General features: G+C 67.2%; 14 protein-coding genes. 7 read left to right on the top strand and 7 right to left on the bottom strand.

The genetic code is table 11. The features are described from left to right. Window positions 1-63: 63 nt before the first annotated feature. The gene (locus ACO07Z_RS20525; protein WP_421700400.1) at window positions 64-2,616 is read right to left on the bottom strand and encodes an HWE histidine kinase domain-containing protein; all 2,553 of its coding nucleotides are present in this window, start codon (window positions 2,614-2,616) and stop codon (window positions 64-66) included. A 313-nt stretch (window positions 2,617-2,929) separates the two neighbouring features. Between ACO07Z_RS20525 and ACO07Z_RS20520 the strand changes: the two genes are divergently transcribed. Further along, window positions 2,930-4,216, top strand: coding sequence for a hypothetical protein (locus tag ACO07Z_RS20520; protein WP_421700399.1), 1,287 nt, complete (start codon window positions 2,930-2,932; stop codon window positions 4,214-4,216). Window positions 4,217-4,241: 25 nt separating this feature from the next. Here the strand turns inward: ACO07Z_RS20520 and ACO07Z_RS20515 are convergent, their stop codons facing one another. Together ACO07Z_RS20515 and ACO07Z_RS20510 are read right to left on the bottom strand one after the other, a co-directional pair. After that, complete coding sequence (locus ACO07Z_RS20515) at window positions 4,242-5,483, bottom strand: class I SAM-dependent methyltransferase (protein WP_421700398.1); 1,242 nt, start codon at window positions 5,481-5,483, stop codon at window positions 4,242-4,244. A 103-nt stretch (window positions 5,484-5,586) separates the two neighbouring features. After that, on the bottom strand, window positions 5,587-6,969 hold the full coding sequence (locus ACO07Z_RS20510) for a malonyl-CoA decarboxylase (protein WP_421700397.1): 1,383 nt from the start codon (window positions 6,967-6,969) through the stop codon (window positions 5,587-5,589). A 173-nt stretch (window positions 6,970-7,142) separates the two neighbouring features. Here ACO07Z_RS20510 and ACO07Z_RS20505 point away from each other — a divergent pair, with 173 nt between their 5' ends. The 3 genes from ACO07Z_RS20505 to ACO07Z_RS20495 all read left to right on the top strand — a co-directional run bounded on the left by ACO07Z_RS20505 (window position 7,143) and on the right by ACO07Z_RS20495 (window position 10,654). After that, window positions 7,143-7,886 carry a DUF3750 domain-containing protein gene (locus ACO07Z_RS20505; protein WP_421700396.1) on the top strand — a complete coding sequence of 248 codons (744 nt, stop codon included), beginning with the start codon at window positions 7,143-7,145 and terminating at the stop codon, window positions 7,884-7,886. Between the two features lie 89 nt (window positions 7,887-7,975). Then, window positions 7,976-8,803 carry a lytic murein transglycosylase gene (locus tag ACO07Z_RS20500; protein ID WP_421700395.1) on the top strand — a complete coding sequence of 276 codons (828 nt, stop codon included), beginning with the start codon at window positions 7,976-7,978 and terminating at the stop codon, window positions 8,801-8,803. 210 nt (window positions 8,804-9,013) lie between these two features. Continuing rightward, window positions 9,014-10,654 carry a GMC family oxidoreductase gene (locus tag ACO07Z_RS20495; RefSeq protein ID WP_421700394.1) on the top strand — a complete coding sequence of 547 codons (1,641 nt, stop codon included), beginning with the start codon at window positions 9,014-9,016 and terminating at the stop codon, window positions 10,652-10,654. A 171-nt stretch (window positions 10,655-10,825) separates the two neighbouring features. On the opposite strand, the gene mepA is transcribed toward ACO07Z_RS20495, so the two are convergent. After that, window positions 10,826-11,716: a penicillin-insensitive murein endopeptidase gene (mepA, locus tag ACO07Z_RS20490; protein WP_421700393.1), complete on the bottom strand. Its 891-nt coding sequence runs from the start codon at window positions 11,714-11,716 to the stop codon at window positions 10,826-10,828. Next, the gene (locus ACO07Z_RS20485) at window positions 11,716-12,729 is read right to left on the bottom strand and encodes a L,D-transpeptidase (protein WP_421700392.1); all 1,014 of its coding nucleotides are present in this window, start codon (window positions 12,727-12,729) and stop codon (window positions 11,716-11,718) included. Before ACO07Z_RS20485 ends, mepA begins: the two co-directional genes overlap by 1 nt. A 163-nt stretch (window positions 12,730-12,892) precedes the next feature. Here ACO07Z_RS20485 and ACO07Z_RS20480 point away from each other — a divergent pair, with 163 nt between their 5' ends. After that, window positions 12,893-13,276 carry a PRC-barrel domain-containing protein gene (locus ACO07Z_RS20480; protein ID WP_421700391.1) on the top strand — a complete coding sequence of 128 codons (384 nt, stop codon included), beginning with the start codon at window positions 12,893-12,895 and terminating at the stop codon, window positions 13,274-13,276. A 62-nt stretch (window positions 13,277-13,338) separates the two neighbouring features. On the opposite strand, the gene ACO07Z_RS20475 is transcribed toward ACO07Z_RS20480, so the two are convergent. After that, the gene (locus ACO07Z_RS20475; protein WP_421700390.1) at window positions 13,339-13,533 is read right to left on the bottom strand and encodes a YegP family protein; all 195 of its coding nucleotides are present in this window, start codon (window positions 13,531-13,533) and stop codon (window positions 13,339-13,341) included. 392 nt (window positions 13,534-13,925) lie between these two features. Next, entirely contained in the window at window positions 13,926-15,731 is a 1,806-nt protein-coding gene (gene lepA / locus ACO07Z_RS20470) for a translation elongation factor 4 (protein WP_421700389.1), read from the bottom strand. 101 nt (window positions 15,732-15,832) lie between these two features. Between lepA and ACO07Z_RS20465 the strand changes: the two genes are divergently transcribed. Both ACO07Z_RS20465 and ACO07Z_RS20460 read left to right on the top strand, forming a co-directional pair. Then, window positions 15,833-16,468 (top strand): MBL fold metallo-hydrolase, encoded by a 636-nt coding sequence (locus ACO07Z_RS20465; RefSeq protein ID WP_421700388.1) that lies wholly within the window; start codon window positions 15,833-15,835, stop codon window positions 16,466-16,468. 241 nt (window positions 16,469-16,709) lie between these two features. Next, window positions 16,710-17,546 carry an MBL fold metallo-hydrolase gene (locus tag ACO07Z_RS20460; RefSeq protein ID WP_421700387.1) on the top strand — a complete coding sequence of 279 codons (837 nt, stop codon included), beginning with the start codon at window positions 16,710-16,712 and terminating at the stop codon, window positions 17,544-17,546. Window positions 17,547-17,567 lie beyond the last annotated feature (21 nt).

Below are 17,567 nucleotides of genomic sequence, written 5' to 3'. Positions count from 1 at the left end.
TGAAACGGTGAAATGATCGGGAACAAGTGACGCGGCCGTCCGTCCGCCGCGACGGCAAAAGCGTCAGGCCGCCCGGCGCTCCCAGACCTCGCGCAAGGCTTTCAGCAGCGGTTCGCTCTCATAGGGCTTGGGCAACACCGGTACGCCCTCGCAGCCCGCCGGGATCATCGAGCGGTCGCCATAGCCGGTGGCGAAGAGGAAGGGCACGCCGAGGCGCTGGAGTTCCTGCGCCACCGGGGCCGAGGTGCCGGCGCCGAGATTGACATCGAGCACCGCCACATCCGGGGTGAAGTCCTGCAGCCGGCGCAGCGCTTCGGCGGCGGAAGGCGCCGTCACCACATTATCGATGCCGGCATCGTTCAGCATCATCTCCACATCCATGGCGATGAGCATCTGGTCTTCCACCAGCAGCACACCCAGTTCCGACAACGGCTCCGGCTGCGCCGGGACAGGGCCGAGCCCGTCGCCCTCCACCCCCTCCCCCGCCTCGCCCGACGAGGTGGAGATATGGCGCGCCGGCAGGCGCAGATGCGCGACGAGGCCGCTGGGGGCGAATTCCAGCCGGCTGGTGCCGCCGAGATCATAGGGCACGCTGCGCTCGATCAGCGCCATGCCGAAGCCGCGCCGTCCGGTGGCGACCACGTCCGGCCCACCCTGCTCGCGCCACACCACCTCGCAATCGCCCTCCGGGGTGACACGCCACGTCACCTCCAGCCGCCCGCCCAGACGCGAGAGCGCGCCATATTTCGCAGCGTTGGTGGAGAGTTCGTGCAGCACCAGCGCCATGACCGAGAAGGCGCGCGCATCCAGCCACACCGTGGGGCCGCTCAGCGTCAGCCGGGAACCGTCGCCGCCATAGGGCGAGAGTTCGGCGCGCAACAGGTCGCCGAGCGAACCGCCGCCGGCCCCGCGCACCACCTGATCATGCGCAATAGCCAGCGCCTGCACCCGGCCGCGCAGGCTATCGACATAGTCCTGCGTGCTGCGGCCGTCGCGCAGCGAGTGCTCCACCAGCGACTTGATCACCGCGAGAATATTCTTCACCCGGTGGTTCAGCTCTTCATTGAGCAGGCGCTGGCGCGTGTCGGCCTTGTCGCGCTCATCCGCCATCAGTTCATTGTGGCGCAGCACGATTTCCACCAGCGTGGAGCGCGCCGCCTCGGCGATCTCGCGGTCGGCATCGGTCCACGGGCTGGCCTTGCCGCGCACCGTTTCCTTCCAGATGGCGAAGCTCTTGCGCGGGGTCAGCCGGTCGCCGAGCGGGCCGGTCTCATAGGTCTTTTCCGGCCGTCCGGCCCAGTCGAGCGTGTGGACGATTTCCTTGCGGAAGAACAGGAGATAGTCGCGCGGCAGCTGCGACAGCGGCAGCGCCAGCACGCCCGACGCTTCGGCGCAGAACGCTTCCGCGCGCGGCCAGATGGCGGAGAGTTCGTGGCTCGCCCACACCTTGCCCTCGGCCCGCTCGCCGATGAAATTGGCGAGGCCGGGAATGTCGGAGGCGGGCGGCACCGCGCCTTCCGCGCTCCACTGCCCGCCGAGCCACAGGCCGATGCCGTCGCAGGGCATCAGCTTGGCGAAGTCGGCGAGATTGGTGCGCAGCAATTCGCCGATGTCTTCTTCCTGCGAGGCAAGGCGCAGCACGCGGTCGAGCGCGCGGCGCGCCATGGTGGCGACATCGAGCGTGCGCTTCTGCTTCAGCGCCTGCAGATGCAGGGCAAAGAAGGCGCCGAACATCTCCGCCGCCACCCGCTCCGCCATCGGCAGCACGCGCGGCGCGTAATGGTGGCACGCCACCAACCCCCAGAGCTGGCCGTCGACGATGACCGAGATCGACATGGAGGCGGCCACCCCCATATTGCGCAGATATTCGAGATGGATCGGCGACACCGAGCGCAGATGCGCGAAGGACAGGTCCAGCGGGTCGTCGAACGGGGTTTCCTCCGGCACCAGCGGGCAGCGCTCGCCATTGGCATCGCCGATGACGCGGACGATGTTGCGGACATAGAGCGTGCGCGCCTGCTGGGGAATGTCGCTGGCGGGGAACCACTGGTGCAGGAAGCTTTCCAGATCCTCGCGCTTGTCCTCGCTCACCACTTGCCCGGCGCCGTCCTCGGCAAACTGGTAGATCATCACCCGGTCATAGCCGAGCAGGCTGCGGATCAGTCGCGAGGAGTGTTCGAGCAGCTTGTCGATGTCCTTCTCGCCGCGCACGCGGGCGAACATGGAGCGCGCGAGATCGAGCGCCGGCCCGTCCTCGGCCGAGGCGACCTCGAACTCGATGAGGCTGACACCCCTAAACACATGGGCGGACACGTCGAAGCGCCCGCCCGAGGCCAGTTCGACATTGAACAGCAGCGCCGGCGAGGACGGGTCCGACCCGCGCGCCAGTGCCTCGCGGATGCGGGTGGCGGCGTGCGGGCCGAGCAGATCGGCGAGATCGCGGCCGATGAGGTCGCCCGTCAGGGCGAGCATCTCCGCCGCATTGCTGGAATGGCGCTGCACCACCCCGCCCTGCGGATCGCAGGCGATGAGGCAGCCATGGCACTGCACGCTGCCGGGAATGTGGATCGGCTCGCGATCGCAATTGGAAAGGTCGACCCGCTCACCCGCCGACATGAAACGCCCCGGCCTTCGCGCGCGCGGCCGGGCCGAAGGGGCCGGAAGCGGGGAGGAACATGCCCGCCGCCAAGGGCTTCGGACGGTGGCGGCGAGGCCGCGAACAGGGCGACGGGCGACACGGGGCGAGGGGCATAAGGGAACTTTTCGGCTTTCACAGTCGGTCAGTAGCTACGGAGAACGCAATACCCCTCGCCGGGTTCCACGCTTCCTGACGCAGCGCCGTTTCCGCCCGTGCCCGGCGGGCGTACCACCATCAAATGGCTCGATTTGGCGTATGAATCCTCGCGACGAGATGGCGACGGAGAAGTCGATGACGAACCCCCGGACTGGCCGCGGCGCGGCCGCTCTGCTCGCGCTCGCGCTCGCCCCGGCGCTCGCCGTGCTGTCGCCCGCCCCCGCTTTCAGCCAGCAATCGGGCGGCGAGACGCTCCGCTGGGCGGACATTCCGCGCTTTGAGATGAAGGGCGGGCTGAAGGCGTTCTGGAACGTGCTCACCCCTTTCGCCGAGAACAACACCGAAGCCTATGCCCGCGGCTTCGAGCCGGTGACGCTGGTCAACACCTATGCGGACTATTGGGGCAAGCCGCGCCGGGACATCAACCCGTCCAAGGATGGGCCAAGCGCCAATCCCTGGGACATGCCGCCCAATTTCGAGCTGGTGGTCCGCCGCGCCATCGAGAACGGCAAGCCCAGCGGAATCTACGTCCAGGACATCGAATTCCCCTTCGTCGAGAGCATCGACAAGGCGCATGGGGATACGGCGGCGCGTCTCGCCTCCGGCACGACCTCGCTGGCGGCGTTCGAGGCGGCCTATTACAAGAAATGGGCGGAATGGTTCTGGCTGCCGCTGCTCTGGACCAAGGAACGCTACCCCGGCGCCGTGGTCGGGCTCTACGGCCCGCAGCCATTCCGGCGCGATTATTGGGGCCTTTCCGGCAAGGATGCCGCGCAGATCGACGGGTCGCACCGCACCGATGCCCTGCTGTGGGAGTATATCGACCCTCATGTCGATTTCTATATTTCCAGCATCTACCTGTTCTACGACAAGCCCGACTCGGTCTTCTACATGGCGGCCAATGTCGAGGAGAACTATCTGCGGACCCGCCCGTTCGGCGACCGGCCGGTCTATGCCTATGAGTGGCTGCAGTTCCACGTTTCGAATGCCGAGCTGAGCGGGAAGGAAGTGCCCGGCTATCTCGCCGAGGCGATGGCGATCATTCCCTATTTCAGCGGCGCCAAGGGCGTGGTGCTCTGGGGTTGGGAGCCGCAACTGAAAACCGCGCGCCCGCCCTATGCGCAGCTCCCGCGCTATGTCCGCTCGCTGCAGCGCGTGGCGGCGCTGTCGGACAAGATCGGCCGTGGCCGGCTGGTCATCGACACCCCGGCCCAGACCGCCTGGCGCGCGCGCCAGCCGCTGGTGCGCACCGTCGAACTGGATGACGGCTCCTGCGTGGTGATGGCGATCGACCCCTGGCAGGACGAGACCGCCCGCAGCACCAAGCGGGTGCGCTGCGGCGCATGGGAAGCCGACATCGCCCTGGAAGGCCGGGGCACGGCGCTGGGGGTGCTGAGCCGAGACGGGCTCAAGAGCTACTGACCCCCAGAGCTACTGGACCCCACAGCTACTGAGGCGGCAGCGGCTGAATGGCGCGCGCCGCCAGCGCCCGCTCGCCCTCGGTGATGAAGTCACGAATTACAGGCACGTCGTCGCGCTCATTCGACAGCAGCAGCTGGAACACCATGTTCGAGCCGTGCAGGAAGCCGAGTTCCACCGCCACGAGGTAGAACTCCCACATGCGGGCGAAGCGCTCGCCCATCATCGCCACTACCTCGCCGCGCTTGGCCTCGAAGTTCTGCCGCCAGTGGCGGATGGTCCAGTAATAGTGCAGGCGCAGGATCTCGCAGTCGGCGGTCCACAGCCCGACCCGCTCCAGCGAGGTGAACACTTCCGACATGGCCGGCACATAGCCGCCGGGGAAGATGTATTTGCGGATGAAGGGCGCGGTCGAGCCGGGCGGCGACATGCGGCCGATGGCGTGGATCATGGCGAAGCCGCCCGGCGCCAGCAGCCGCTTGATGGTGTTGAAATAGTCGTCGAAATGATTGACCCCGACATGCTCCATCATGCCGACGGAGACGATGCGGTCGAAGCGGCCGGTGAGTTCGCGATAGTCGCGCTCGAAGAAGGTGATGCGGTCGGCGACGCCGGCCGCCTCGGCACGCTTCTTCGATTCGGCGAGCTGTTCGGTGGCGACGTTGATCGCGGTGACATGCACGCCGAGCTCGGCGAGATAGATGGCGAGCGCGCCCCAGCCCGAGCCGATCTCCGCCACCCGCATGCCGGGTTCCAACTTCAGCTTGGCGGCGATGTGGCGCAGCTTGGCTTCCTGGGCTTCTTCCAGCGAGGCGTCGGGAGTGGGGAAATAGGCGCAGGAATAGATCATGCGCGAATCGAGCCACAGCCGGTAGAATTCCGGCGGGTGGTCGTAATGGCTCTGGGCGTTGCTGGCCGAGCGGCCGAGCGGGTTGGACTGGTGCCAGCGCTTGAGCGCGCGCCAGGAGCGCCGCAGCGCCTGCTGCACCGGATGCGAGGCGAGGCCGCGCCGGTTGACCGAGAACAGCATGAGGAAATCATAGACGGTGGAGCCGTCCTCGAAGGTCAGCCTTCCGTCCATATAGGCCTCGGCCGACACGAGTTCGGGATTGAAGAACAGCTCGCGGTCGAGCTTCTCGTCCTTCAGCCGCATCACCACATTCGGCCCGTCCTCGCCGCTGCCGAAGACGGTGCGCGTGCCATTGGGCTCGATGACCGTCAGTTGGCCCTTATGGACGAACCGCTTGAGGAGATGGGGTAGAAACCGCATGGAACGCTCCGCCTGCCCGGCGAGCCCCCGCCGGTCCGCCTTGCGGCATCGGGCATAAGGGCCGCCGCCCTGTCAAGCACGGGAAGGTCGCGCCCACCCTCCCCTAGCCCGCCACCTCCCGCAGCGCGGACGGCTTCGGCGTCTCCTCGGCGCGGGCGAGTTTGCGCACCTGCGGGCTGGCGACGATGGTGCCGCGATCAAAGAACGCCTCGTGGTTCTTCTCGATGTCCTCGGCGATGTAGCGGTAATTCACCATCAGCCCGTAGGACTGCGCCATGCCGCGCGCCGCGAGGTCGCCAAACGGGTTGAGGCGCTCCAGCCGCGCGCCATTGCCGAGATGGAAGCGCGCCACCGGGTCCACCGGCTTGCCCTTGGGAGAACGTGCGATCAGGAAATAATGCGCCGCCAGCGCCTCGATCACCGGGCGCAGCGCCTCACGTGCCGGGGCATCGGGCGTCTCCTTCGCCGCAAGGCCCGCGAGCGCGCTGCGTTGCTCCGCCGTGAGAACGGTGGAGGCGGGGTCGGCGAGCTGCCCCTCCACCCAGGCGCGGAAGCCGGGCACCGGGGAGAGGGTGACGAACTCCTTCAGATTGGGGAATTCGCGGGAGATTTCCGCCACCACCTGCTTGATGAGGAAATTGCCGAAGCTGACCCCGCCGAGCCCGGTCTGGCAGTTGGAGATGGAATAGAACACGGCGGTGCGCGCGCTCTCCGGCGCCAGCGGCGTGCGCGCCGTGTCGAGGATCGGCGCGATGGCGGAAGGCGTCTCGCGGGTCAGCGCCACTTCGACGAAGATCAGCGGCTCGTCGACCAGCGCGGGATGGAAGAAGGCGTAGCAGCGCCGGTCGGGGCTATCGACGCGGGCGCGCAGATCGTTCCAGTCGCGGATTTCGTGCACCGCCTCGTAGCGGATGATCTTTTCCAGGACATTGGCGGGGGTCGACCAGTCGATCCGGCGCAGCACGAGGAACCCCCGATTGAACCAGGAAGCAAAGAGGTGAACGAAGTCGCGGTCAACCTCGGCGAGGTCGGGGCGGCGGCGCAGAAAGCCGAGAAGATCGGCCCGCATCGCCACCAGCCGGGCGGTGGCGCCGGGGGCAAGGTTGAAGCGACGGATCAGTTCCTGCCGGCGCGGCTCGCTGGCAAAGTGAATCTCCGCCACGCTGCGCGCGCCGGGATGGGCGGCGTAGGCCGCCAGCGCCTTGTCCAGCCGGGCGGCATCGGGGCCGAAATCATGCGCCAGCGTCTCGAAAAAGGCGATGCGCTCGCCGCTGCGCAGCCCGGCATAGGCGGCGAGGATTTCCTGCGCCAGCGCGACGCCGGAGGCCTCCCCCTGCCCGGAGAGCAGCCGCTCGCACAGTTCGGCGACGCTGGCCGTCCGCGCCTCGCCGGACGGGCGGCGCTCACGGCCGAGGTCCAGCAGCGCACGCCCGCGCTCGGCAATGCTGCCCAGAAGCTCGCCGAAGAAGCTGGTTCCGCCGTCCATGCCGCCTCCCCTTTCGATACGCAGGCCGCGCCATCTGACCCCTATGGGGCGACGCGCGCAAGACAGGGAGGCCGCGCGCGGCACCGGCAAGGGCGGACGGCGTGGACACGTTTTCGCGCGCGGCCGGTGCTTCCCCTTTAAATTCCGAGGCTTGGAAGCCATGTTCGCGGCTGATGCTGAAAGCCCTCCGTCTCATGCTCCTCGGTTTCCTGTTGCTCTTCATCCTGCCCCTCGGCGCGCATGCGCTGGTGCAGTGGCAGACGGCCGACTGGTCACGCAGTTGGGGCAGTGCCGACTGGTCCAGCACCGGCACGCTGCCGGCGGCGGACGCGCATCCGGAGGCGATGGTGCGCATCTATGCCGCCCGCGTCGGGCGCTGGCGCGGCATCTTCGCCGTGCATAGCTGGCTCGTGTTCAAGGAGCCGGGCGCCGGCGCCTATGAGCGCTATGACAAGGTCGGCTGGGGTCGGCCGATCCGCCATAATGGCTATGCGCCGGACGGGCGCTGGTATGGCAACGACCCGGAAATCGTGTTCGAGGCCACCGGAGAGGAGGCCGAGCGGCTGATTCCGAAGCTGCGGGCGGCGGTCGCCTCCTATCCCTATGGCAAGGCCGGCGACTACCATGTGTGGCCGGGGCCAAACTCCAACAGCTTCATTGCCCATGTGATCGGCCAGGTGCCGGAACTCGGCGTCACATTGCCGCCCACCGCCATCGGCAAGGACTATCCCGTCGATGGCGGCTGGTTCGGGCTCGCGCCTTCGCGCACCGGCCTCCGGGTGACGCTCGACGGCTATCTCGGCCTCACCGTCGCCTGGGTGGAGGGCATCGAGCTCAATTTCCTCGGCGCCGTCGCCGGGCTCGACCTGCGCCGGCCGGGCATCAAGCTGCCGGGATTCGGGCGGATCGGCATTTGACAAGTGCGGGCCGCTGTTGACGCCAAGGTGAAACCACCCGTTCACTCCCCTAAGTCATGCTGGGGTATGGCGACCCGTGGGGGACAAGGATGAGCGCAGGCATGTTCAAGCGGTTCTGGCAGGGCGGCATCGCCGCGCTGTGTCTTGTGCCCGTGGCGCTGGCCTCAGCACAGGCCGCGCCCTGCGGCAACGACGCCTCGGGCTTTGCCGCCTGGCTGCCGGCCTTCAAGCGCGAGGCGCAGGCGCAGGGGATTTCGCCCGCCGCGCTGCGGGCGCTGGACGGGGTGACCTACGACACCACGGTGATCCGGCTCGACCGCAACCAGAAGCACTTCAAGGTGAGCTTCGAGCAGTTCGCCGCCAGCCGCATCAGCGCCGGGCGCATCGCCACCGGCAAGAAGAAGATGCAGCAATACGCCTCCACCCTCGCCCGCATCGAGCAGCGCTATGGCGTGCCCGGCGAGGTGCTGGTGGCGATCTGGGGGCTGGAGACCGATTACGGCGTCAACAAGGGCAAGATGCCGATCCTGCGCTCGCTCGCTACCCTGTCCTATGACTGCCGGCGCTCCGATTTCTTCACCGGCCAGTTGCTCGACGCGCTGCGCATCTACCAGCATGGCGACCTGACACTCGACGAGATGCGCGGCGCCTGGGCCGGGGAGATCGGCCAGACCCAGTTCCTCGCCTCGTCCTATGTGAAATACGCGGTCGATTTCGACGGCGATGGCCGCGCCGACCTCGTGCGCAGCGCCCCGGACGTGCTGGCCTCCACCGCCAATTATCTGCGCGGCCATGGCTGGCGCCCCGGCGCCGGCTGGGGGCCGGGCGAGCCGAATTACCAGGCGCTGCTCGGCTGGAACAAGGCGGAGGTCTATGTGAAGACCATCGGCCTGTTCGCCAGCAAGCTGAAGCAATAGGGACAGAGAGCGTCATCCCGGCCGCAGGCGAAGCGGAAGCGCCGGGATCGCGGGGCATTGGCGATGATCCCGGCGCCGCTGCGCGGCGTCCGGGAGGACGGCGTGGGAGGGCCGACCACCGCCCATAAGCGAACAGCCCTTGCGCGGGATTTCGGCTTGCCGCGCGGGAAGGCCGGCGGCTTTATCGCAGTCCCCCCGTGATACTGCCAGGTGCCTGCCGTGACCGACGCCCTCCCCGCTTCCGCCGAAACCTATGACTACATCGTGGTCGGCGCCGGCTCGGCCGGCTGCGTGCTGGCGAACCGGCTTTCCGCCGACCCGAAGAACCGGGTGCTGGTGCTGGAGGCCGGCGGGCGCGACAACTGGATCTGGTTCCACATTCCGGTCGGCTATCTCTTCGCCATCGGCAATCCCCGCGCCGACTGGTGCTTCAAGACCGAGACGGAAGCCGGGCTGAACGGGCGGGCGCTGAACTACCCGCGCGGCAAGACCATTGGCGGCTCCTCCGCCATCAACGCCATGATCTATATGCGCGGCCAGGCGGCGGATTACGACCATTGGCGCCAGCTCGGGCTCGACGGCTGGGGCTGGGACGATGTGCTCCCCGTGTTCAAGCGGCATGAGGACCATTATCTCGGCACGGCCGAATTCCATGGCGGCGGCGGCGAATGGCGGGTGGAGGCGCCGCGCCTCACCTGGAAGCTGCTCGACACGGTGCGGGTGGCGGCCGAGCAGGCGGGCATTCCGCCGATCCCGGATTTCAACACCGGCGACAATGAGGGCTCGTCCTATTTCCAGGTGAACCAGAAGCGCGGCTTTCGCTGGAGCGCGGCGCGCGGCTTCCTGAAACCCGTGCTCTCCCGATCCAATCTGCGGCTGGAAACCTCCTGCCACACCGAGCGGGTGCTGATCGAGGACGGGCGCGCCGCCGGCGTCGTCTACCGGCAGAACGGCGTCACCAAGGTGGCGCGGGCGCGGGGCGAGGTGATCCTCGCCGCCGGCGCCATCGGCTCGCCGCATCTGCTCAAGCTCTCCGGCATCGGGCCGGGCGAGGAACTGGCGCGCCACGGCATCACGGTGGCGCACGCGCTGCCGGGCGTCGGCGCCAATCTGCAGGACCATCTGCAGCTGCGGATGATCTACAAGGTCTCCGGCGTGCCGACGCTGAACGAGCAATATCACTCGCTGTTCGGCCGGGCGAAGATGGGGCTCGACTTCGCGCTGTTCCAGCGCGGGCCGCTGACCATGGCACCCTCGCAGCTCGGGATCTTCACCCGCTCGCGCGCCGAGAAGGAGAGCGCCGACCTCGAATTCCACGTCCAGCCGCTCTCGCTCGGCAAGTTCGGCGAGCCGCTGCACCGGTTCCCCGCCTTCACCATGAGCGTGTGCAATCTGCGCCCCACCAGCCGGGGCACGCTGACGCTGGCGAGCGCCGACAGCGCCACACCGCCGCGCATCCAGCCGAACTATCTCGCCACCGAGGAGGACCGGCGGGTCGCCGCCGACAGCCTGCGCACCGGCCGGCGCATCGTCCGCCAGCCAGCGCTGGCGCCGTTCACGCCGGAGGAGTATCTGCCCGGCCCCGCCATCGACGACAGCGAGGAGGCGCTGGCCCGCGCCGCCGGCGATATCGGCACCACCATCTTCCACCCCGTCGGCACGGCGAAGATGGGCCTTCCTTCCGACCCGACGGCGGTGGTGGATGCGCGGCTGCGCGTGTTCGGCGTCCGGGGCCTGCGCGTCGCCGATGCCTCGATCATGCCGACCATCGTCTCCGGCAACACCAATTCGCCCACCATCATGATCGCGGAGAAGGCGGCGGGGATGATCCTCGCGGACGCGCGGGGGTAATTGCCGGCCCTTCCGGCAGACCGGATCACTCTCCCTCTCCCCATTGGGGAGAGGTGGCCCGCGAAGCGGGTCGGTGAGGGGCCACGATCCGGCGAGCGTTAGATCCCCCTCTCCCCGACGGGGAGAGGGAGCGACGACCTCCATGTGCGCCGGCAGCCTTGCCGAAATCTCCTACGGCGCCAGCACCACCTGCCGGCAGGCATCGGGCAGGTCCTTCACCAGCATGGGCGGCTTGGGCTTGGGCGGGGTCGCCGGGGGCTTGGGGTGGAGATTCTCGTCCGAGAACCACCAGTCGAGCTCCGGGCCGCAGCCCTCGCCCGGCACCACTGGATCCTGCGGGCGGCAATCCTTCGCGCCTTCCGGGCAGGAAAGGCGCACATGCATGTGGTAGTCGTGCCCCCAATAGGGCCGCACCTTCTGCAGCCACGAGCGGTCGCCCTTCGCATCGCGGCACAGCGCCTTCTTGATCGCGGCGTTGACCAGCACGCGCTCGACCTCCGGGTCCTGCGCCGCCGTCTTGATGACGGCGATGTGCGAGGGGGTCCACACCGCCGCATCCACGTCGAGCCGGTCTTTCCGCACGATCATGGTGGCGGCGACCTTCTCGCGCTCGTCGCGGGTGAATTCGCGCTTCGGCATCGGGGTGAGCCAGATATCGGCGTCGAGCCCGATCTGGTGCGAGGCATGGCCGGTGAGCATCGGCCCGCCGCGCGGCTGCGACATGTCGCCGACCAATATGCCCGGCCATTGCGAGACGCTGGGCACGGCGGCGGCGAAGCGCTCCAGGAACGCGATGAGGTTCGGGTGCCCCCAGTTGCGGTTGCGCGACAGGCGCATCGCCTGCCAGGTCGCGCCATTGACCGGTAGCGCCTGCGCCCCGGCCAGACAGCCCTTGGAATAGAAACCGATGGCGCGCGCTTCCAGCGGCGCCGGCGCCTTGGCCGCGCCGAAGACCTGCTTGGCCGGCAGCGTGTCGAGCCGGCCGGCGTCCGGCGTCTGCGCCGAGGCTGCCCCCGCCGCGAGGACGAGGGCGAGCGCCGCGAGGCCCGCGCGCCGCCGCATCAGTTCGCCGCCTGCGAGAGGATGACGAAGTTCTTGTCCGAGCGCGTGTCCGGCTTGGCGGAAAGCTCGGTGACGAACAGGGTCGAGCCGGGCACCAGCAGCTTGGCCAATTGCTGGTTGGCGCTCGCCGCCACGGTCACGCGGTCGATGGCGGCGGCGGCCTTGCCACCGGCAGCGCCATAGCCCTCGAAGGACAGCGCCGTCCACGACACCTCGCCGCCGACATTCTTCAGGACATAGACCACATTGCCGAGGGGCGTCTGCGGGTCGCGGATCGTCACCGGGGCAGTGAAGGCCACCGCGCCGTCCTTGAGCACGGTCAGCGCCATGTCGGCCTGGCTGACGATCATCGTCACCGCGTCCTGCGCCGGGTCGGGCGCCGCCTCGGTGTCGGGCGTGCCATTGCTGTTCTTGGGGTCGGCCTTGGCGATCGCCGCCGTGGCATCGGTCGGCAGCACGAGGCCGGGATGCAGCACGTCCACCGGCTCGGAATGCGAATCGGCGATGATGACCGGCGTGCCGTAATGGGTGACGGAAAACAGCAGCTTGGCGAATTCCAGCGGCAGGTGCACGCAGCCATGCGAGGACGGGTAGCCCGGCAGCCCGCCCGCATGCAGCGCCACCCCGGACCAGGTGAGCATTTCCGTGTAGGGCATGGAAGCATCGTCATAGAGCGAGGAATGGTGGTCGACATCCTTTTGCAGGATGACGAACACGCCCACCGGGGTCTCGTGCCCTTCCCGCCCCGTCGAGACGGTGGAGACGCCGATGCGCACGCCGTTGCGGTAGACATAGCAGCGCTGGTCCGGCAGCGAGACGATGATGGCGACGAAGCCCTCCGGCGCGCGGTCGGGAAACCAGGCGAATTGGCCGGGCTTCAGCTTGTCGACCTCGGTCTCCGCCACTTGCTGCGCCTGCGCCGGCCAGCCTCCGGCCGCCGTCAGCACAAGGGCCGCGCCGCCCAACAGCACCGTACGGCGATCCGCGCGCCAGCCGCTCGTCCCGTCCGTCATGGTGATTCTCCCTGTGCTGAAGCCGGCGCGACGATATCGGGCACCGGCCCGCCACGCCAACCGCCGATTTCTGGTCGCATCGCCCACACCCGCCGCGACGCAGCGGAACCGGGGCGGGCCCAAGCGGTTGACACAACGAGACTGTCAACAATGGGAGGCCAACATGCAGACGACGCAGCAGAATGTCGACGCGCGCGAGACCCGCACCTTGATCGGCAGCGACAAGGTGGAAGGTACCGCCGTCTATCGCCCCAATGGCGAGCGCATCGGCGCTATCGAGCGCGTGATGATCGACAAGCTGACCGGCCAGACCGCCTATGCGGTGATGAGCTTCGGCGGCTTCCTCGGCTTCGGCGAGGATTACTACCCGCTGCCCTGGTCGCTGCTGAAATATGACGAGCGGCTCGACGGCTATGTCGTCGATATCAGCGAGGAGCAGCTACAGGGCGCGCCGCACCACGCCACCTCGGACGAGCGTTCCTGGCAGGACCGCGACTGGGGGCGCAAGGTCGACGACTATTACAACGTGCCGCCTTACGTCATCTGACGCGTAGGCACGCCGGTCCCACTTGCAGCGGCCGGGCTCAACGCCCGGCCGTTATTGCGTGGTCATCCCTGCGCTTCCTTCGTCGTGTCGACGATCTCCGCGGCGGATGCGTTCTTCTGGATGGATTCGACGGCGGCCAGGGCGGACGCCTTGGCCTTGTAGCCTTCGGACGAGAACATCGCCTCTCCATTCGAGGCCCGGAAACGGAACCGGAACTCGCCTGCCTTGTCCTTATAGACTTCGAACTTGTAGGCCATTGTCGCATCCTCCCTTTATCAGTTGAGGGAAGGACGATCACATCACGAAAGGCACCTCCTGGATAGTTGAGAGATTACTCAACATCGCCGGTGTCTGGGCCAGGGACGCCTGCCTCCTTGAGAGCCCGAGCGAGTTTCCCGTATAGATTCGGGTGTCCCCTCTTACTCTTCTCATCGCCATTGACTGTCGTGTGAAACCATCCTGAACGCGGCAAGGTCAAATGAATGTGCCCTGTGTCTGCATTGTACCAGACGCCAACGTTGAGGTAGGCAGTGTTGCCGCCTTTCTCGCTCTTTCTAATGTCGTTACCCATGCTCTGCTCCCAGACTGAAGACAACATAATGGGGGCAGCCATGATTGGCGCGTCAATGCTTGATCGAGATGTGGCAGATCAGTCGTCGACCTTCAGCGCGGCGATGAAGGCTTCCTGCGGAATCTCGACGCGGCCGAACTGGCGCATCTTCTTCTTGCCTTCCTTCTGCTTCTCCAGAAGCTTGCGCTTACGCGTGATGTCGCCGCCATAGCACTTGGCGGTCACGTCCTTGCGCAGCGCGCGGATGGTTTCGCGGGCAATGATCTTGGCGCCGATCGAGGCCTGGATCGGAATCTGGAACAGATGCTGCGGGATCAGGTCCTTCAGCTTCTCGCACATGGCGCGGCCGCGATATTCGGCGCGGGTGCGGTGCACCAGCATGGAGAGGGCGTCCACCGGCTCGGCATTGACCAGGATCGACATCTTCACGAGATCGCCGACCCGGTAATCTGTGATGTGGTAGTCGAACGAGGCATAGCCCTTGGAGATCGACTTCAGCCGGTCGTAGAAGTCGAACACCACCTCGTTCAGCGGCAGGTCATAGGTCAGCATGGCGCGCGCGCCGACATAGGTCAGCTCGATCTGGTTGCCGCGCCGATCCTGGCACAGCTTGATCACCGAGCCGAGATAGTCATCCGGGGTGAGGATGGTGGCGCGGATCCACGGCTCGCGGATTTCCTTGATCTTCACCACATCCGGCATGTCGGCGGGGTTGTGCAGTTCCAGCACGCTGCCGTCGTTCATCTCGATCTCGTAGATGACCGAGGGGGCGGTGGCGATCAGGTCGAGATTGAACTCGCGCTCCAGCCGTTCCTGGATGATTTCCAGATGCAGCAGCCCAAGAAACCCGCAGCGGAAGCCGAAGCCGAGCGCGGCGGAGGTTTCCATCTCGAAGGAGAAGCTGGCGTCGTTGAGCCGCAGCTTGCCCATGGCGGCGCGCAGATCCTCGAAATCGGCGGCATCGACCGGGAACAGGCCGCAGAACACCACCGGCTGCGCCGGCTTGAAGCCCGGCAGCGCCTCGGCGGTGGGGCGCTTTTCCTCGGTGATGGTGTCGCCGACGCGGGTATCCGCCACTTCCTTGATCGAGCCGGTGAGGAAGCCGATCTCGCCGGTGCCGAGCTGGGACATCACGGTGAGCTTGGGCGTGAACACGCCGACGCGGTCGACCTCGTAGACGGCGCCGGTCTGCATCATCTTGATGCGCATGCCCTTCTTCATCACGCCGTCGACGATGCGCACCAGCACGACGACGCCGAGATAGACATCGTACCAGCTGTCGACCAGCAGCGCCTTCAGCGGCGCCTCGCGGTCGCCCTTGGGCGGCGGCAGGCGGGTGACGATGGCTTCCAGCACGTCCGGGATGCCGATGCCGGTCTTGGCCGAGATGAGGATGGCGTTGGAAGCGTCTAGCCCGATCACGTCCTCGATCTGCGCCTTCACCTTGTCCGGCTCGGCGGCCGGCAGGTCGACCTTGTTGAGGACGGGCACGATCTCGTGATTATTGTCGATGGCCTGGTAGACGTTCGCCAGCGTCTGGGCTTCCACGCCCTGCGAGGCGTCGACCACCAGGAGCGAGCCCTCGACGGCGGCGAGCGAGCGGTTCACCTCATAGGCGAAGTCGACATGGCCGGGCGTGTCGATGAGGTTGAGCACATAGTCCTGCCCATCCTTGGCCTTGTAGGACAGGCGCACGGTCTGCGCCTTGATGGTGATGCCGCGCTCGCGCTCGATATCCATATTGTCGAGCACCTGCTCGGACATCTCGCGTTCCGACAATCCGCCGGTGATCTGGATCAGGCGGTCGGCAAGGGTCGACTTCCCATGGTCGATATGGGCGACGATGGAGAAGTTGCGGATGTTGGAAATCGGCTCGGTGCTCATGCCGGGCGGGATAGCATTGGCGCCGTTACGCTACAAGGCGCCGCCTTGCGCGGCGGGGCGTGTTCGACCACATTCGCGCCGCCTGTCGCCAAGGAGCCCCCATGCCCGAACTCAAGGTCGCCCTCGTTCCCGTCACCCCGTTCCAGCAGAACTGCTCCATCGTCTGGGACGAGACCAGCAAGCGCGGCGCGGTGATCGACCCCGGCGGCGACCTGCCGCGCATTCTCGCGGCGCTGGAGGAACTGGAAGTCACGGCCGAGAAGATCGTGCTCACCCATGGCCATATCGACCATGCCGCCGGCGCGGCGGAACTGGCGGAAACGCTGAAGATTCCGGTGGAAGGCCCGCATAAGGGCGACAAGTTCCTGCTCGACAACCTTCCCGCCGATGGCGAGCGCACCGGCATCCCCGGCCGTGTGGTGACGCCGGACCGCTGGCTGGAGGAAGGCGAGACGGTCGATATCGGCGGCGTGGTGTTCGAGGTGCTGCATGTGCCCGGCCACACGCCGGGCCATATCGTGCTGGTCAGCCGGGAGAACAAACTCGCCATTGTCGGCGACACGCTGTTCCAGCGCTCGGTGGGGCGCACCGATTTCCCCTATGGCGACGGGCCGCTGCTCATCAAGGGCATCAAGGAGAAGATCCTGCCGCTCGGCGACGCCTTCACCGTGCTGCCCGGCCATGGCAGCGCCACCAATATCGCGCTGGAAAAGCGCACCAACCCGTTCCTGCGCTGAGCGGCGATAGCGGGGAAGTCGTCAGGACCGGGCCCTCTCTTCCGCCATCATCCCGGCCGCAGCGCAGCGAAGAGCCTGGATCGCTCGGCGATTGGCGGGCGATCCAGGATCGCGCCAATGGCGCGTCCGGGATGACGGGGCTCACCTGCGCTCAAGCCGGCCGCACCGCCACGGAACTGTGACTCGCCCTGACGCAAGGGAGGGCTGATGATGCTCCGGACGCCAGCCCGGAGCCCCGCCCATGCCGTGCCCCCTGTCGCGTATCGCCGCTCTTGGCTCCGCCCTGCTCCTCGGCCTCGCCGCGCTCGTCGCCGCGAGCCCCGCCCGCGCCCAGGCCGAGCGCTGCCCCAAACTGGTGGCGGAGAACCCGTTCCTGCAGCGCTTGGCGCCGCGCGCCCTGCCCGCCGCCTATGTCGCGCCGCGCCAGGTGGGGCTGACCTATATCGGCCACTCCACCTTTCTGATCGAGACCGCCGGCGGGGTGACGGCGGCGACCGACTATAACGACTATGTCCGCCCCTCCGTGGTGCCGCGCGTCGCCACCATGAACCGGGCGCACTCCACCCATTATTCGCTGAATCCCGATCCCGGCATCGAACATGTGCTCAAGGGCTGGCGCGAGGACCGCGACCCCGTGCATTACGATCTCGACATTGGCGATCTCTGGGTCGGCAATCTGCCGACCAATATCCGCGACTGGCAGGGCGAGACGGTCCGCAACGGCAATTCGATCTTCGTCTTTCGCGCCGCCGATCTGTGCATCGCCCATCTCGGCCATTTGCACCACACGCTCACGCAAGAGGACATCGGCGCACTCGGCCGGCTCGATGTGGTGCTGGCGCCCGTCGATGGCAGCTACACGCTCGACATTGACGGCATGATCGAGGTGCTGAAAGCGCTGGAAGCCCCCGTCATCATTCCCATGCACTATTTCAACGAGGGCACGCTGAACCACTTCCTCACCCGCTTCGCCGGGCGGGACTATGTGATCGAGCGGCGCGAGAGCCCCGAACTCGTGCTCTCGCGCGCGACGCTGCCGAAGAAACCGACGGTGATCGTGCTGCCGCCGGGTGGGTGAGGCGCAACTGTCTACTCGCCC

Source organism: Ancylobacter sp., assembly GCF_965229075.1.
GTDB lineage: Bacteria > Pseudomonadota > Alphaproteobacteria > Rhizobiales > Xanthobacteraceae > Ancylobacter.
This window is presented reverse-complemented; position numbering and strand designations above follow the sequence as displayed.

What these genes read in the sequence shown, in the direction of transcription:
- ACO07Z_RS20525 (WP_421700400.1), bottom strand. Translation starts at nt 2,616, where the DNA reads ATGTCGGCGGGTGAGCGGGTCGACCTTTCCAATTGCGATCGCGAGCCG.
- ACO07Z_RS20520 (WP_421700399.1), top strand. Translation starts at nt 2,930, where the DNA reads ATGACGAACCCCCGGACTGGCCGCGGCGCGGCCGCTCTGCTCGCGCTC.
- ACO07Z_RS20515 (WP_421700398.1), bottom strand. Translation starts at nt 5,483, where the DNA reads ATGCGGTTTCTACCCCATCTCCTCAAGCGGTTCGTCCATAAGGGCCAA.
- ACO07Z_RS20510 (WP_421700397.1), bottom strand. Translation starts at nt 6,969, where the DNA reads ATGGACGGCGGAACCAGCTTCTTCGGCGAGCTTCTGGGCAGCATTGCC.
- ACO07Z_RS20505 (WP_421700396.1), top strand. Translation starts at nt 7,143, where the DNA reads ATGCTGAAAGCCCTCCGTCTCATGCTCCTCGGTTTCCTGTTGCTCTTC.
- ACO07Z_RS20500 (WP_421700395.1), top strand. Translation starts at nt 7,976, where the DNA reads ATGAGCGCAGGCATGTTCAAGCGGTTCTGGCAGGGCGGCATCGCCGCG.
- mepA (WP_421700393.1), bottom strand. Translation starts at nt 11,716, where the DNA reads ATGCGGCGGCGCGCGGGCCTCGCGGCGCTCGCCCTCGTCCTCGCGGCG.
- ACO07Z_RS20485 (WP_421700392.1), bottom strand. Translation starts at nt 12,729, where the DNA reads ATGACGGACGGGACGAGCGGCTGGCGCGCGGATCGCCGTACGGTGCTG.
- ACO07Z_RS20480 (WP_421700391.1), top strand. Translation starts at nt 12,893, where the DNA reads ATGCAGACGACGCAGCAGAATGTCGACGCGCGCGAGACCCGCACCTTG.
- ACO07Z_RS20475 (WP_421700390.1), bottom strand. Translation starts at nt 13,533, where the DNA reads ATGGCCTACAAGTTCGAAGTCTATAAGGACAAGGCAGGCGAGTTCCGG.
- lepA (WP_421700389.1), bottom strand. Translation starts at nt 15,731, where the DNA reads ATGAGCACCGAGCCGATTTCCAACATCCGCAACTTCTCCATCGTCGCC.
- ACO07Z_RS20465 (WP_421700388.1), top strand. Translation starts at nt 15,833, where the DNA reads ATGCCCGAACTCAAGGTCGCCCTCGTTCCCGTCACCCCGTTCCAGCAG.
- ACO07Z_RS20460 (WP_421700387.1), top strand. Translation starts at nt 16,710, where the DNA reads ATGCCGTGCCCCCTGTCGCGTATCGCCGCTCTTGGCTCCGCCCTGCTC.